This window comes from Nitrobacter sp., from assembly GCF_051535235.1.
GTDB lineage: Bacteria > Pseudomonadota > Alphaproteobacteria > Rhizobiales > Xanthobacteraceae > Nitrobacter.
Map to the genome: position 1 here is coordinate 420,197 of NZ_JBPPLZ010000002.1, position 15,896 is coordinate 436,092.

12 protein-coding genes and 1 pseudogene are annotated in these 15,896 nt (G+C 62.8%); 12 read left to right on the forward strand and 1 reads right to left on the reverse strand.

The window, feature by feature from the left end; genetic code table 11:
- Positions 1-200: 200 nt before the first annotated feature.
- The 5 genes and pseudogenes from ACS3WA_RS04440 to feoB all read left to right on the forward strand — a co-directional run bounded on the left by ACS3WA_RS04440 (position 201) and on the right by feoB (position 5,578).
- Positions 201-520 (forward strand): annotated as a pseudogene (locus ACS3WA_RS04440) (helix-turn-helix domain-containing protein).
- 7 nt (positions 521-527) lie between these two features.
- Positions 528-2,279 (forward strand): SulP family inorganic anion transporter, encoded by a 1,752-nt coding sequence (locus tag ACS3WA_RS04445; RefSeq protein WP_438277346.1) that lies wholly within the window; start codon positions 528-530, stop codon positions 2,277-2,279.
- Positions 2,280-2,417: 138 nt separating this feature from the next.
- Positions 2,418-3,269 carry a shikimate dehydrogenase gene (locus ACS3WA_RS04450; protein ID WP_438277347.1) on the forward strand — a complete coding sequence of 284 codons (852 nt, stop codon included), beginning with the start codon at positions 2,418-2,420 and terminating at the stop codon, positions 3,267-3,269.
- A gap of 114 nt (positions 3,270-3,383) precedes the next feature.
- Positions 3,384-3,701, forward strand: coding sequence for a FeoA family protein (locus ACS3WA_RS04455; protein WP_438277348.1), 318 nt, complete (start codon positions 3,384-3,386; stop codon positions 3,699-3,701).
- On the forward strand, positions 3,698-5,578 hold the full coding sequence (gene feoB / locus ACS3WA_RS04460) for a ferrous iron transporter B (protein WP_438277349.1): 1,881 nt from the start codon (positions 3,698-3,700) through the stop codon (positions 5,576-5,578). The genes ACS3WA_RS04455 and feoB overlap by 4 nt, the downstream gene beginning before the upstream one ends.
- Before the next feature lie 75 nt (positions 5,579-5,653).
- Here the strand turns inward: feoB and ACS3WA_RS04465 are convergent, their stop codons facing one another.
- Positions 5,654-6,793, reverse strand: a complete 1,140-nt coding sequence (locus ACS3WA_RS04465; protein WP_438277401.1) for an alpha-hydroxy acid oxidase — start codon at positions 6,791-6,793, stop codon at positions 5,654-5,656.
- A 109-nt stretch (positions 6,794-6,902) separates the two neighbouring features.
- Between ACS3WA_RS04465 and ACS3WA_RS04470 the strand changes: the two genes are divergently transcribed.
- The 7 genes from ACS3WA_RS04470 (at position 6,903) to serA (ending at position 15,869) form a co-directional block, all read left to right on the forward strand.
- Positions 6,903-7,100, forward strand: a complete 198-nt coding sequence (locus tag ACS3WA_RS04470; protein ID WP_438277350.1) for a hypothetical protein — start codon at positions 6,903-6,905, stop codon at positions 7,098-7,100.
- 205 nt (positions 7,101-7,305) lie between these two features.
- Positions 7,306-8,652, forward strand: coding sequence for a phosphoglucosamine mutase (glmM, locus tag ACS3WA_RS04475; RefSeq protein WP_438277351.1), 1,347 nt, complete (start codon positions 7,306-7,308; stop codon positions 8,650-8,652).
- A gap of 132 nt (positions 8,653-8,784) precedes the next feature.
- Positions 8,785-10,032 carry an MFS transporter gene (locus tag ACS3WA_RS04480; RefSeq protein WP_438277352.1) on the forward strand — a complete coding sequence of 416 codons (1,248 nt, stop codon included), beginning with the start codon at positions 8,785-8,787 and terminating at the stop codon, positions 10,030-10,032.
- A gap of 211 nt (positions 10,033-10,243) precedes the next feature.
- Positions 10,244-11,095 (forward strand): outer membrane protein, encoded by an 852-nt coding sequence (locus tag ACS3WA_RS04485; RefSeq protein WP_438277353.1) that lies wholly within the window; start codon positions 10,244-10,246, stop codon positions 11,093-11,095.
- Between the two features lie 172 nt (positions 11,096-11,267).
- Complete coding sequence (locus ACS3WA_RS04490; RefSeq protein ID WP_438277354.1) at positions 11,268-12,104, forward strand: outer membrane protein; 837 nt, start codon at positions 11,268-11,270, stop codon at positions 12,102-12,104.
- A gap of 837 nt (positions 12,105-12,941) precedes the next feature.
- Positions 12,942-14,114: a phosphoserine transaminase gene (locus ACS3WA_RS04495; protein WP_438277355.1), complete on the forward strand. Its 1,173-nt coding sequence runs from the start codon at positions 12,942-12,944 to the stop codon at positions 14,112-14,114.
- Positions 14,115-14,279: 165 nt separating this feature from the next.
- Positions 14,280-15,869, forward strand: a complete 1,590-nt coding sequence (serA, locus tag ACS3WA_RS04500) for a phosphoglycerate dehydrogenase (RefSeq protein ID WP_438277356.1) — start codon at positions 14,280-14,282, stop codon at positions 15,867-15,869.
- Positions 15,870-15,896 lie beyond the last annotated feature (27 nt).

Here is a 15,896-nt window from a genome sequence, read left to right on the forward strand (position 1 = left end):
GAGCCGGGGTCTTTGCGAGGTTTTCTGCAACGATCCCGGGTCTGCGCAGCGTCACTTCGTGCCACAGCGGCCGGAGGTCTTGCGCGCCTGATCGCCGGGACTTGGCGGGCCGCCCTGTCTTGGCCGTACAATGATGTATTTTACATCATTGTAATTATGTAAGACATCACTTATAACATCCTACATATGTATATCAAGCGTTGATCACATCCTTTCAGATGCGGGCGGCGCGCGCTCCTGGGCATTGACCAGAAAACGCTCGCCGCGCTGGCGGGAGTCCTTGCTGGCCATCCAGCGGATGGGAGCGAGCGAGGGCCGGTGCGCGGCGTTGTCGATATGCTGGTGAAAGTGGTCGACGCATTCAATTGCGCCGGCGTCGAACGGATTGGAAAAACATGCGCGCAGCGACGATGGCGGGCGCGGCGTGCGCCTGAAACAGCCGGGACCTCGCGCCGTCCCGGCGGCTGATACGGTCACCGAACCGCACTTACCGGCGACCCGCGCGCGATGCGAGGACTGAGTGCGGGATGAGCATTGCCGACGGACGACCCCACCCAATCCGCCAGCCGACCTTCGCAGAACTGTTCACGCCGAAACTCCTCACGGTGTTGCGCGAGGATTACCGTGGCGCTGATTTCCGCGCCGACGTCGTCGCCGGACTCACTGTGGCGATCGTGGCGCTGCCGCTGTCGATGGCCATTGCCATCGCCTCCGGCGTCACGCCGGATCGCGGCCTGACCACCGCGATCGTAGGCGGATTTTTTGTCTCGCTGCTCGGCGGCAGCCGGTTCCAGGTCGGCGGTCCCGCCGGCGCGTTCATCGTGCTGGTGGCGCTGACGGTCGAACGTCACGGAATCGACGGCGTCATCCTCGCGACTTTCATGGCGGGCGTCTTGCTGATTGCCGCCGGGCTGATGCGGCTCGGCACCTACATCAAGTTCATTCCCTATCCGGTTACGGTGGGCTTCACCGCCGGCATCGGCGTCATCATCTTTGCGGGCCAGATCAAGGACCTTCTTGGAATCACACTGGCGAAGGAGCCGAGCGGGCTTATTCCGAAGCTCGCGGCGCTGGCGCGGGCCGGCGACACCATCAGTATGTCCGCGGTCGCGGTAAGCATCATCGCGGTCGTCATCATCGTCGGCCTGAAGAAGCTGCGGCCGGCGTGGCCCGGCATGTTGATCGCGATCGTGGTCGCCGCCAGTGCCGCATGGGCGCTGTCATTACCGGTGGAGACCATCGGCACGCGCTTCGGCGGAATTCCGCGCGAATTGTCCTGGCCGGTCTGGCCGACATTTTCGCTCGACAAGATGCAGGCGGTGTTTCCCGACGCGGTGGCCTTCGCGCTGCTGGGATCGATCGAGTCGCTGTTGTCGGCGGTGGTGGCCGACGGCATGACCGGACGGCGGCATCGCTCGAATTGCGAATTGATGGCGCAGGGCGTCGCCAACGTCGCTTCCGCGCTGTTCGGCGGCATCTGCGTCACCGGACTGATCGCGCGGACCGCGACCAATATCCGCGCCGGCGCTCGCGGTCCTGTCGCGGGGATGCTGCATTCGGCGTTCCTGTTGCTGTTCATGCTGATTGCGGCGCCGCTGGCGAGCTATATTCCGCTTGCGGCGCTGGCTGCAGTGCTGGCGGTTGTCGCCTGGGACATGGTCGAGAAGCGCGAATTCGCGACTCTGATCCGCGCATCGCGGGGTGACGCCGTCGTGCTGCTCGCCACCTTCCTGCTGACCATCTTCCGCGATCTCACCGAGGGCATTCTGGTCGGATTCGCGCTCGGCGCGGTGCTGTTCATCAACCGCATGGCGCAGACTACCGGCGTCGAAGCCGGCATTCCGCTGGTGGCCGAGGACAAGGCCGATGACGCCAACGGTGATCGTCAGCCCTACGATGCCGCGCTGGTGGCCGATCCGGACGTCGTCATATACCGCATCACCGGAGCATTCTTCTTCGGGGCGGCCTCCGAGGTCGGATCGGTGCTCGATGCCATTATGGAGCGACAAAAGGCGTTTGTCGTGGATTTCGCCGCGGTTCCGCTCCTCGATTCCACCGGGGCAAACACCATCAGCCGGATCGCCGCCAAGGCGCGGCGGCAGGGAATCCCTTTTTTCGTTACAGGGGCGTCGCCGGCGGTGCGGCGGGCGCTCCTGACCCATGGGGTCAGGCCGCCGCTCGCGAAATTCCGGGAGACCATCGCGCGCGCCGTCGCCGACATCAAGGCGTCCCGCCACGCGCTGCCCGTTGCCGCGAAGGAAGCGCAACCGGTGCTCTGAGCCGCGCCGGGCGACTTGCGGTGTCTGCTGATACGGGCAATTGCGGCCCGCGGCATTGACAGCGGGCACGCCTTGCATGATCTCATCCGATCGCGCCGCCCGATCGTCGGGCGCGCGCGCCCCGCGATGGGACCAGCCATGTCAGCCGAGAGTAAAGTCCCTGCCGCCTGCCTGATCGGATGGCCTGCGGCGCATTCGCGCTCGCCGCTGATCCATCATTACTGGCTGCGCCTTTATGGGATCGATGGCGGCTACAGTATCGAGGCGATTCCGCCCGAGGGTTTCGCCGAATTCATCATGAATCTGTCCAAGCATGGCTTTGTCGGCGCCAACGTCACGATCCCGCACAAGGAGCGGGCACTGCAACTGACCGCACCCGATGCGCGCGCAAGGGCGGTCGGCGCCGCCAACACGCTCTATTATGAAGGCGAGACGTTACGCTCCACCAATACCGACGTCGAGGGTTTCATCGGCAATCTGGATGTCGCCGCGCCGGGCTGGGATCGCACCGATGATGCGGTAGTGCTCGGCGCCGGCGGATCGTCGCGTGCCGTGGTGTTCGGCCTGATCGAACGCGGCATCAAACGCATCCATCTCGCCAACCGCACGATGGAACGGGCGCAGGCGCTTGCGGATCAGTTTGGCGGATCGGTCGTGCCGCTGGCCTGGAGCGGACTCGATGATGTGCTGCCGCGCGCCGGGCTGCTCGTGAACACCACCTCGCTCGGCATGGCGGGGCAGCCTGCGCTGAACGTCGAACTGCCGCTGCTGCCATCGGACGCGGTGGTCGCCGATCTGGTCTATGTTCCGCTGGAAACGCCCTTGCTCGCGGCGGCGAAGGTGCGCGGCCTCAGGACCGCCGATGGTCTCGGAATGCTGCTGCATCAGGCGGTGCGCGGATTTGAACTGTGGTTCGGACGACGTCCCGCTGTGACGTCGGAATTGCGCGCCCTGGTCGAGGCCGATCTCTGCGCTCATTCGTCGACTTGAGTTTGGCGCCCCAATTTTTTAACCGTTCTAATCTGGCGACTAATCAACGCTCTTTGTCTTGACCCCCATGAAAGCATGATCCAGTTGGTAGAGTGTCATCCTGAAGCGACCATTATGTCCGATTTTGAAACCAGCATCCCTGACGCCGCGGAGACCACTCCGCTGGGCCTTGCACAACGCGGCTTTAGCGGCCGCGTCAATGCAATCATGGTCGACGGCGATCACCTTGGAGTGTCGGCGTTGGAGATCGAGCGGCGCCTTCTCGAACTCGGAATCGTCGAAGGCGCGTCGGTGCAGATCCTGCATGAGGGACCGATCGGCCGGGATCCGATCGCGATCCGCGTCAACGGCACGACGATCGCGCTGCGCCGGCGCGAAGCCATGGCGATCATGGTCGGCGCTCTCGAACCGACGGCGAAAACCACAGCATGAGCGTTATCGACGTGAATGACTGGCGCATCGCCCTGGTTGGAACGCCGAACAGCGGCAAGACGGCCTTGTTCAACGCGCTCACGGGCAGCCGCCAGAAGGTGGCCAACTACGCCGGCGTCACGGTGGAGCGGAAGTCCGGGTTTTTGAAAACCGCATCCGGCCACCGGGTCAACCTGATCGACCTGCCGGGAACCTATTCATTGCGGGGCCGCAGCCCCGATGAGGACATCACTCGCGACGTTATACTCGGCAAGCTTGCAAGCGAAAGCCCGCCTGACTTCCTGCTCTGCGTCGCCGACGCCACCAATCTTCGCGTGGCGTTGCGCCTTGTGATCGAATTGAAGCGTGTGCACCGTCCGATGCTGCTGGTGCTGAACATGATCGACATCGCGCGGCGGCGCGGGGTCGACGTTCATCTCGACAAGCTCTCCGCCGAACTTGGCGTGCCGGTGGTGACGTCGACCGCCGTGCGGCGCGGCGGCATTGACGATCTGCTGCGACATATCGACGACATCGTCGGCAAGCCGGCCGGTGCCATCGCCGCGAGCGACTGGACGACGCCGGCCGTGTCCGACCTGCGCGCGGCGCAGCGCGAAGCCGATCGCGTGATACGCGCCTCCGTGAGCGAGCCCGCCAAGCCCGATACGTGGACCACGCGCGTGGACTCGGTGCTGCTGCATCCGGTGTGGGGCATGGCCGCGCTGCTGTTGTTGCTGTTCGTGATGTTTCAGGCGGTGTTCGCCTGGGCGGAGCCGGCGATGGACCTCATCACTCAGGGGTTCGATGCGCTCGGCGCGTTTTCGGCGACCGTGCTGCCGGAGGGATTGCTGCAGAGCTTTGTCCAGAACGGCGTGATCTCCGGTGTCGGCAGCGTCATCGTGTTCCTGCCGCAAATCCTCATTTTGTTTCTTTTCATCCTGCTGCTCGAGGATCTCGGCTACATGGCGCGCGCGGCGTTCCTGATGGATCGCATCATGGGCGGCGCCGGACTGCACGGTCGCGCCTTCATTCCGTTGTTGTCGAGTTTTGCCTGCGCGATCCCCGGCATCATGGCGACGCGGGTGATCGATAACAAGCGTGACCGGCTGACCACCATCATGGTTGCGCCGCTGATGACCTGTTCGGCACGCATCCCGGTGTACACGCTGATTATCGCCGCCTTCATACCGAACAGGCCGGTGTTGGGCGTTCTTGGATTGCAGGGGCTCGTGATGTTCGGGCTCTATGCGATGGGTATCTTCAGCGCGCTCGCGGTGTCGTTCGTGGCCAACCGCTTTTTCTGGCGTGACAGCGCGACTCCGCCCTTCATGCTGGAACTGCCGGATTACAAGCTGCCGCAATTGCGTAGCGTGCTGATGAATCTCTACCAGCGCGCAATGGCGTTTCTGAAACGCGCCGGCACCACGATCTTTTCCATGATGGTTCTGATCTGGTTTCTGGCGTCGTTTCCGCGTCCGCCGGCGGGCGCGACCGAACCCGCGATCGATTTCAGCCTTGCGGCCATGATCGGCCGCTGGATCGAACCGTTGCTCGCGCCGATCGGTTTCAACTGGCAGATCAGCGTCGCGCTGATTCCCGGCATGGCCGCGCGCGAGGTGGCGGTGGCCTCGCTCGGCACCGTCTATGCGATCGAGGGTGGCAAGGAGGCGGCGGACCAGGTCGGCCACATGCTCGCCTCGCAATGGAGTCTCGCGACCGCGCTGGCGTTTCTGGCCTGGTATGTCTTCGCGCCGCAATGCGCCTCGACGCTGGCCGTCATCAAGCGCGAGACCGGCGGCTGGCGCTGGATGCTGATCACGTTCTTCTACATGCTGGCGCTGGCCTATCTCGCCGCCTTCGTCACCTATCGCATCGCGCTCGCTATGGGCTGGGGCTGAGCGCCTTTCCAGCGCACGGTTTCATGCGCGGCGTTGCGGTGCTGGAAAGAAAGGCCGCGTCAGCTTTTCAGGCGTTCAGACCGCCAGCACGCGGCGGTCGATGTCGGCGATCGTATTGACGCCGCACAGGCCCATGGTCACGCTGAGTTCATTGGCGATGATGTCGAGCGCCTTGGTCACGCCCGCGCCGCCGAACGCGCCGAGACCGTAGACGTAGGCGCGTCCGATCATGCAGGATCTTGCGCCGAGCGCGAGCGCACGCATCACGTCCTGGCCCGAGCGGATGCCGCCGTCAAACATGACTTCTACCGTCGATCCGACCGCATCGACGATCCTCGGCAGCATTTCGATCGAGGATTGCGCGCCGTCGAGCTGACGGCCGCCATGATTGGAGACCACCAGCGCTTGTGCGCCGGTCTTCGCCGCTTCCTGCGCGTCCTCGACATCGAGGATGCCCTTGAGGATGAGCTTGCCGGGCCAGATGCCGCGGATCCAGCCGACATCCTTCCAGTTCAGCGCTGGGTCGAACTGTCCGGCGACCCAGGCCGCCACCGATCCGAGATCGTCGACGTTTTTGACGTGGCCGGCGATGTTGCCGAAATTCCGGCGCTTCGCGCGCAGCGTGCCGATCAGCCACGATGGCTTGCGCATGAAGTCGAGCATGTTGGAAAGGCTGAACAGTTGTGGTGGCACCGACAGGCCGTTCTTGATGTCCTGATGACGCTGCCCCAGCACCTGCAAATCCACCGTCAGCACCAGCGCGCTGCATTTCGCCGCCATGGCGCGCTCGACCAGTTCCCTGACGAAGCCGCGATCCCTCATGACATAGAGCTGAAACCAGAACGGCTTGCCGACGCTCTCCGCCACGTCCTCGATCGAGTTGATCGACATCGTGCTCAGCGTATACGGAATGCCGGCGGCTTGCGCGGCGCGGCAGGCATGGATCTCGCCGTCGCCGTATTGCATTCCGGTCGAGCCCACCGGCGCCAGGATCAGCGGCAGGCTTGCCTTTTCGCCGAGGATGTTGGTCGCGAGATCGCGCCTGGAGATATCGATCAGGATCCGCTGACGAAACTTGATCGCATGAAGGTCGTCGCTATTGGCGCGATACGTCTGTTCGGAATATGAGCCGCAATCGACATAGTCGAAGAATGCCTTGGGAACGCGGCGGCGGTGAACCTCGCGCAGATCTTCGATACAGGTGATCCGATCCATCCGCATGTCTGGCTGTTCCTATATTCGCTGCTGGACCCCGGACCCGGAACCTGGCAGCAAGGAACGGAACCCGGCGACGATAGTTAAATCTGTTCCCCAGGAGAAAGCCATGATGAGCGCTCACGCTGAGAAGGACGACCAGAAGAAAAGGGCGAAGACGAAGAAGGAGCTGGATGAGGAACTCGACCGTGGCCTGAGAGAGTCGTTTCCCGGCTCCGACCCGGTAAGCGTAACCCAACCGGCGCCCGCAAAGCCGATAAAGGACAGGCCGGCGGGCCGTCGCGAGAATCGCGGGGAGGACGGCTGAGGTCGTTGGAAACGGGGATTTATGCGTCTTTTCCCGGGGAAGCCGTCATTTTTGTCGCCATATTCCGGTAACGATTCATTATATTTCTTGAAGTCGTTTTAGCTATCTGGGCGTTATAAGCGGCTTTGCGCTATGCTTGTCGTTCAACGATTCGGCGGACCAGCTTCAAGGCGGCGTGCGATTTGAGAGCGTCGTGGGGGGTAGGATGAGCCGCAAGTATTTTGGAACCGACGGCATTCGCGGCCGCGCCAATGGCCTGATCACACCGGAACTGGCGATGAAGGTCGGGCAGGCGGCCGGGCTGGTGTTCCAGCGCGGCGAGTACCGTCACCGCGTCGTGATCGGAAAAGACACCCGACTTTCCGGCTACATGATCGAGTATGCGCTGGTTGCCGGCTTCACCTCGGTCGGTATGGACGTACTGCTGCTCGGCCCGATGCCGACTCCCGCGGTGGCGATGCTGACCAAGTCGATGCGCGCCGACCTCGGCGTCATGATCTCCGCCTCCCACAACCTGTTCGAGGACAACGGGATCAAGATGTTCGGGCCTCGGGGCTTCAAGCTGTCCGACGAAGTCGAAAAGAAGATCGAACAGTTGCTCGACGAAAACCTCGACAGGAAACTGGCCGAGAGCGCAAGCCTTGGCCGGGCTCGCCGCATCGACGGCGTGCACGATCGTTACATCGAATTCGCCAAGCGCACGCTGCCGCGCGAACTCAGCCTCGACGGGTTACGGGTGGTGATCGATTGCGCCAATGGCGCCGCCTACAAGGTGGTGCCGGAGGCGTTGTGGGAACTGGGCGCGGACGTCATTCCGATCGGTGTCGAGCCCGACGGCTTCAACATCAACAAGGAATGCGGCTCCACCGCGCCGGAAGCGCTGTGCCGCAAGGTCCGCGAGATGCGCGGCGACATCGGTATCGCGCTCGACGGTGACGCCGACCGCGTCATCATTGTCGACGAGCGCGGCCATGTGGTCGACGGCGATCAGCTTCTCGCCGTGATCGCGCAAAGCTGGAAGGAAGACGGTCGGCTTACCAAGCCCGGCATCGTCGCCACCGTGATGTCGAATTTGGGTCTTGAGCGTTTCCTTGAAGGGCACGAGCTGTCGCTGGTGCGGACGCCGGTGGGCGATCGCTATGTGCTCGAGCAGATGCTGAAGCACGGCTACAATCTGGGCGGCGAGCAGTCCGGCCACATCATCCTGTCGGATTATGCGACCACGGGAGACGGCTTCGTGTCCGCGCTTCAGGTGCTCGCCGTGGTGCAGAAATTCGGCCGTCCTGTCTCGGAAGTCTGTCACAGGTTCGAGCCGCTGCCGCAGATCCTGAAGAACTTCCGTTATCGCAGCGGCAAGCCGCTGGATCGGGCCGAGGTCAAGTCGGCGATCACCGCGGGCGAGAAGCGCCTCAATGGCCACGGCCGCCTGCTGGTTCGTTCCTCCGGAACCGAACCGGTCATCCGCGTAATGGGCGAGGGCGACGACCGTGTGCTGGTCGAAGAGGTCGTTGACACCATCGTTTCGGCACTGGGCGGCCCAGCCGCGGCGTGAATCCGCCGAAAGTCTGATCGCGGTTCCGCCGCGAACACTTGCCGGTGCAGCCCTGCTATAATTTATTGTCGCTGGTCGACGGGGCGTCTCGCGTCGTAACAGGCGGCGCTCGTAAACAATCCGGAATCTGTCGTGGACAAACCTGTCATCGCCTCCGAGGAAACACTGGTCGCGCCAGTCGTGGTTCCCGCGGCTCCCGAAAAAGCGGCCATTGGCCCTGCCTATCTCGTCCTCGGCGGCATCAGCTTCTCGCATTTTCTCAACGACACGATGCAGTCGCTGATTCCCTCGGTCTACCCGATCCTGAAGGAGAACTACGCGCTCGACTTCGCACAGATCGGCATGATCACGCTGGCATTCCAGGTGACCGCGTCGCTGCTGCAGCCCGTGGTCGGATATGTCACCGACAGGAAAGCGCAGCCTTTTTCGCTCGCCATCGGCATGGGCTCAACTTTCGTCGGATTGCTGTTGCTGAGCGTGGCGCATGTCTACGGGATGATCCTGATTTCCGCAGGGCTCATCGGTCTGGGATCGGCGGTGTTCCATCCGGAGTCCGCGCGCATCGCGCGAATGGCGTCGGGCGGCCGCTACGGATTTGCGCAGTCGGTTTTTCAGGTCGGCGGGAATTTCGGCTCCGCGATGGGACCGGTGCTGGCGGCGCTGATCATCGTGCCGTTCGGGCAGCCGAGCATCGCGTGGTTCTCATCGATCGCCTTCGTCGCGATCGTTCTGCTGTTTCAGATCGGTCGCTGGTACAAGCCGCGGATTGCGCCGCGCCGCAGCGCCATGCAAGCTCGCTCGCCGGAGGCGCCGACGCCCGCACGAACCGCGGTCGCGCTGGCGATCCTGATCGTGCTGGTGTTCTCGAAATTCATCTACATGTCGAGTCTCACGAGTTACTACACCTTTTATCTCATCGAGAGATTTCACGTCTCGACGCAGACCTCGCAACTGCTGCTGTTCGTGTTTCTCGCCGCGGTGGCTGTCGGCGTGTATTTCGGCGGCCCGCTCGGCGATCGCTTCGGACGACGCTATGTGATCTGGTTGTCTATCCTCGGAGTGCTGCCGTTCACGCTGCTGCTGCCGTTTGCAAATCTTCCCGGCACCGTGGCGTTGACCGTGATCATCGGCCTCATCATCTCATCGGCGATGCCGGCGATCATCGTGTTCGCGCAGGAATTGATGCCGCATCGGCTCGGCATGATCTCGGGAATGTTCTTCGGTTTCGCGTTCGGCGCCGCGGGAATCGGCGCAGCGATCCTCGGCGAGGTCGCGGACGCGAAGGGGATCGAGTTCGTCTATCGAACCTGCGCGTTCCTGCCCGCGATCGGCCTGCTTGCGATGTTCCTGCCGAAGATGCCGAGAACCCATCACGGCTGATCGCCGCCGCGGGGCTTTTGTCAACGAACTGTTAGCAGGTGTGGCAGCACCGCGGCATTTGCGCCGCCGATTTTTAATCCAGCGTGAAAATGCTCACCGAATATCAACCTTAAAAATTAGGGTTAAGCGGCGCTTAAGCATTTGGTGTCATCGTCCGTCCGATTTCGGGAGTGGGGCCTTCGCCGCCTCACCGGACAAAGGGACGAAGCTGATGCGTAGAGTTAGATTTCTCCTTGCCGCGGGAGCGGCATCACTGTTGTCATCGGCCGCCTTCGCCGCCGACATGCCTCTCGCGCCCCCGCCGTATTCCCCGCCGCCGGCCGCGGATTTCGGCGGCTGGTATCTGCGGGGCGATATCGGATTCAGCAATCAGCATGTGAAGAACATCGCGATGGCGGATGGTCGCAACGCTCAACTGCTGTCGCTGAACGAGACCACCGCTTTCGATGCCGCCGGCATCTACGGCGTCGGCGTCGGCTATCAGTTCAACAACTGGTTCCGTGGCGACATCACCGGCCAGTATCGTGGCAATTCGAATTTCAAGGGCACTGATCTGGTGACCTTTCCGGCTGGCGGCGGCGTCATCGGAAACGGCATCAACAACTATAACGCCACCAAGTCGGAATGGCTGGTGATGGCCAACGGCTATGTCGATCTCGGCACCTGGTGGTGCGTCACGCCGTTCATCGGCGCCGGCGCCGGCATGGCACGCGTGACCATCGCGAATTATACCGATACCGGTTCGGTCGACAATAACGGAGTCGGCCCTGGCACGTTCCCGAGCTATGCGAGCGCGCCGTCCGCCTCGAAGTGGAATTTCGCGTGGGCAGCGCACGCCGGTCTGGCTTACCATGTCAACCCCGGCCTCACGCTTGAACTGGCCTACAGCTACGTCAATCTCGGTTCAGGAACGACGGGCCCCGTGTCTGATTACCAGGGGTTCACGCGGGGCGTTCCGATGCAGTTCCATGACATCACCTCGCATGACGTGAAGCTAGGCGTGCGTTGGGATCTCGATAGCCCGCCGGTCTATGCGCCGCCGCCGTTGATCACCAAGGGCTGAGACTACTCTCCCTTAATACTTCTTAACGGCGCGGACGTTGTCCGCGCCGTTTTGTTTGCGGATGTGCGATCGACAACGCGTCAAATATGCGTCCACGGCGTCGCGCGACAACGATTGATTAAGGTTAACAGGCGATGATTGCGTCAACCAAGCGGCGGCGATGGAGTTTGCAATGCGTCGATTTCTAGTGGCGGCAGTCATCTTCGGGACGGCGCAGGGCGCATACGCAGCCGACATGCCCGACCTTCCGGTTCTGCGCGGATCGCTGCCGGAGGGGCTCAGCACCGTTCGCACGGTATGGCAGGGCTATTACATCGGCGGGCAGGCGGGGTACGGATCTGCCGACATGGATTTCAGTCGCGCCAATTCCGGGCAGACCGCGCGGCTGCTCGAGAACACCGTGATCCAGAACGGCATGCAGGTGTCACAGTGGCCGATCGGTATCGGTAAATCGTCGCAACAAAATGAAGCCTTCGGCGGCTTCGTGGGTTACAACAGCCAATGGGATGATGTCGTCATCGGTGTCGAAGCCAGCTACATGCATGGCAGGTTTTTCGGCAGCCAGTCTGCCACGGTTAGCCGCGTCTCCGGCGCTGCTCTTAGCGACAATAATTTCCACGCCGTCGATGTGACGTCGACGGCGTCGCAGGAAATCACCGACATGGGGACGTTGCGGGCCAGAGCGGGTTACATCGTGGGCAGCTTCCTGCCTTATATGTTCGGCGGTGTCGCGCTGGGCAATGCCGACATCGTCCGCGCGGTGACCATCACGGACTCGTGGGGGCCGACGCAGGCCGATGCGGTTGCACCAGGTGCTGCGACTGCAACGCTCTCCGCCGACACCACGCAACACAATCATCTGCTCGTCGGCTATAGCGCCGGTGTCGGCGTCGACGTGGCGCTGGTGGCCGGGTTGTTCCTGCGAGCGGAGTGGGAGTACGCACGGTTCACGGGTGTGGTCGACACCAGCATCAACACGGTGCGCGCCGGCGTTGGCTACAAGTTCTGATCGCGAACGGCGTATGAAAGCGCTTCGATCTCGCCTTCGAAGCGAGGCCTGCGCGGCTCTTTCGATGGGCGAGCGCATCGGCAGTACGTTTCCATCCGGCATGTTCCCTTCATTCTCGGATCGTTGGGCTGTTTTCCGGGTGACGGAACCGGAACGGTGGTGAATGCCGCTCGTTGATTCCATCCCTAGAGATGGAGCAACGCATGCAATCCCGACTGACTTTCTCCGCAGTTGTCGCTGCAACCGTCATCAGTTTGCTTGCATTGAGCGCTTATGGCGCGGGTATTGGTGGCCCGGGTGCGACCGGAGGCGGATCCGCAGGCATGCCGAGCGCGGGCTCGGTGAATAATCAGAACTCGGGTTCGACTGGTATCCAGTCGGCGCCCGGCGGTTCCTCGACGACCGCCACGGGCACCGGTTTGAACGGATCGCCGGGCACGACCGGCACAGGAACTGGAAATCAGTCTGGCGTTCCTAACACCTCCGCGCCCGGGCACATCGGTGCCGGTGCGTCGCCGAGCGGTCTGCCCGGCGATGATCCCAACGCGCCGGGATATCCCGGCCGCGTCGGTAACTAGCGCATTGATGATCGGGTACGCGATCGACGCTGTAGGTCGGACGCTGTAGGTCGTGGGGTCATGATGAAGCCGGACGCGCCGGGGGGACGCCACTCCGCTCGCCTCGCACACGCTCGTGGCGTTCCTTCCCATGACGGCCAGGGAGCCGTCTGGCGCGACCGTCGGCCGGAATATCCTTGACGAAAGCGAGTGATTCCCATATCCCCAGCGGCGGGACACCTCCCCCCAACGGGAGGCTTGCTATCTGGAAGGATAGATCATGACCGTTGCGAAGCCCGCTTCGCGGCCGACTGTGCCGCATTTCTCTTCCGGCCCCTGCGCCAAGCGTCCCGGCTGGACCCCCCAAAATCTCAAGGACGCAGCCCTCGGCCGTTCGCATCGCGCGAAGATCGGCAAGACCAGGCTCAAGCTCGCGATCGACCTGACTCGCGAGGTTCTGGAAATTCCATCCGACTACAAGGTCGGCATCGTGCCGGCGTCGGATACCGGCGCGGTGGAGATGGCGCTGTGGTCGCTGCTCGGCGCGCGACCCGTCACCATGATCGCATGGGAATCCTTCGGCGAAGGCTGGGTCACCGATGTCGTCAAGCAGTTGAAGCTCAAGGACGTCACGACGCTGAAGGCGGGCTATGGCGAACTGCCTGATCTCTCCAGGGTCGATCAAGCCTCCGATATCGTTTTCACCTGGAACGGCACCACCTCTGGCGTGCGCGTGCCGAACGCCGACTGGATCAGCGCTTCGCGCGAAGGTCTCACGATCTGCGACGCGACTTCGGCTGCATTCGCCCAGCCGCTCGATTGGGCCAAGCTCGATGTCGTGACCTTCTCCTGGCAGAAGGCGCTGGGCGGCGAGGGCGCGCACGGCATGCTGATCCTCAGCCCGCGCGCTGTGGCGCGGCTTGAAAGCTACACACCGCCATGGCCGATGCCGAAAATCTTCCGCATCACCAAGGGCGGCAAGCTCATCCAGGGGATCTTCGAGGGCGAGACGATCAACACGCCATCGATGCTGTGCGTTGAAGATTATCTCGACGCGCTGAATTGGGCGAAGTCGGTCGGTGGTCTCAATGGCATGATCGCGCGCGCGGACGCCAATGCCAAAGTGATCGCCGACTGGATAGCGAAAACGCCATGGATCGATTTTCTGGCGAAGGATCCGGCGATCCGCTCCAACACCTCGGTATGTCTCAAATTCACAGATCCCGCGATCACGTCGTTGCCGGCGGATGCGCAATCCGACTTCGTCAAGAAACTCGTCGCCGCTGTCGAGAAAGAGGGCGCAGGCTACGATTTCGCCTACTACCGCGATGCGCCGCCGGGCCTGCGCATCTGGTGCGGCGCCACGGTTGAGGCGAACGACGTTGCATTGCTGACGCGGTGGATCGACTGGGCCTTTGCCGAGACCAAGGCCTCGCTCGCAAAGGCGGCGTAGGTTTTTCACCCTCCCCTAGACGGGGAGGATGGCGCACCGCAGGTGCGGCGGGGTGGGGTCATCTTCCCCCAATCGCCTCACACGAAATTCACATTGATCGCTTCACCCCACCCCGGCGCCGCGCGCCGACCCTCCCCCTTCAGGGGAGGGTGAAGGACAACACCCATGACCAAACCCAAGGTTCTCATTTCCGACGCATTGTCTCCGGCTGCCGTGCAGATCTTCAAGGATCGCGGCATCGAGGTCGATTTCCAGCCCGCGCTCGGCAAGGACAAAGAGAAGCTCGCCGAGATCATCGGCAACTATGATGGCCTCGCCATCCGTTCGGCCACCAAGGCGACCGCGAAGATTCTCGCCAACGCAAAAAAACTGAAGGTGATCGGCCGTGCCGGCATCGGCGTCGACAACGTCGAGATTCCGGCGGCGACGGCCAGGGGCGTCATCGTGATGAACACGCCGTTCGGCAATTCGATCACGACCGCCGAACATGCGATCACCCTGATGCTGGCGCTGGCGCGCGAGATTCCCGCCGCCGATGCCTCGACCCAGGCCGGCAAGTGGGAAAAGAACCGTTTCATGGGCGTCGAGATCACCGGCAAGGTTCTCGGCATCATCGGCTGCGGCAATATCGGCTCGATCGTCGCCGATCGCGCGCTCGGCCTGAAGATGAAAGTGATCGCGTTCGATCCGTTTCTGTCGCTGGAGCGTGCCAAGGACCTCGGCGTGGAGAAGGTCGAACTCGACGATCTGTTCAAGCGCGCCGACTTCATCACGCTGCACACGCCACTCACCGACAAGACCCGTAACATCATCGACGCTGCCGCCATCGCCAGGATGAAGAAAGGCGTGCGTATCATCAACTGCGCGCGCGGCGGTCTGGTGGACGAGCAGGCGCTGGTCGATGCGCTCAATGCCAAGCAGGTCGCAGGTGCGGCGTTCGACGTGTTCGTCGAGGAACCGGCCACCAAGAATGTGCTGTTCGGTCATCCCAACGTGATCTGCACGCCGCATCTCGGCGCCTCCACCACGGAAGCGCAGGAGAACGTCGCGCTGCAGGTCGCCGAGCAGATGTCGGACTATCTGCTCACCGGTGCGATCGCCAATGCCATCAACTTCCCCTCGATCACGGCGGAAGAGGCCCCGAAGCTGAAGCCATTCGTCGAGCTTGCGGAAAAGCTCGGCTCGTTCGCGGGCCAGCTCACGGAGAGCGGAATTTCCAAGGTGACCATCACCTATGAGGGGCAGGTCGCCGAAATGAAGATCAAGGCGCTGACTTCGGCGGCGCTGTCGGGCCTGCTGCGGCCGATGCTGGGCGATATCAACGTGGTGTCCGCTCCCGTCGTCGCCAAGGAGCGCGGCATGGTAGTGGACGAGGTGGTGCGCGCCGCGCAGAGCGACTACGAAAGTGTCATCACGGTGACGGTCGCCACCGAACAGCAGGAACGTTCGGTATCCGGCACGGTCTATGCCGACGGCAAGCCACGCCTTGTCGATGTCAAGGGCATCCGCGTCGATGCCGAGTTTGGCAAGTCGATGATCTACGTCACCAACGAGGACAAGCCCGGCTTCATCGGCAAGTTCGCCTCGCTGCTCGGCGACGCAGGCGTTAACATCGCAACGTTCAATCTCGGTCGTCACAGCCAGGGCGGTGACGCCATCGCGCTGGTCGAGGTCGACGGCAACGTGCCGGAGAACGTGCTCGCGAAGGTGAAGGCGCTGCCGCAGGTCAAGCAGGTGAAGTTACTGACGTTCTGACGGCGAAAGGTCATTGGCGCGAAAATG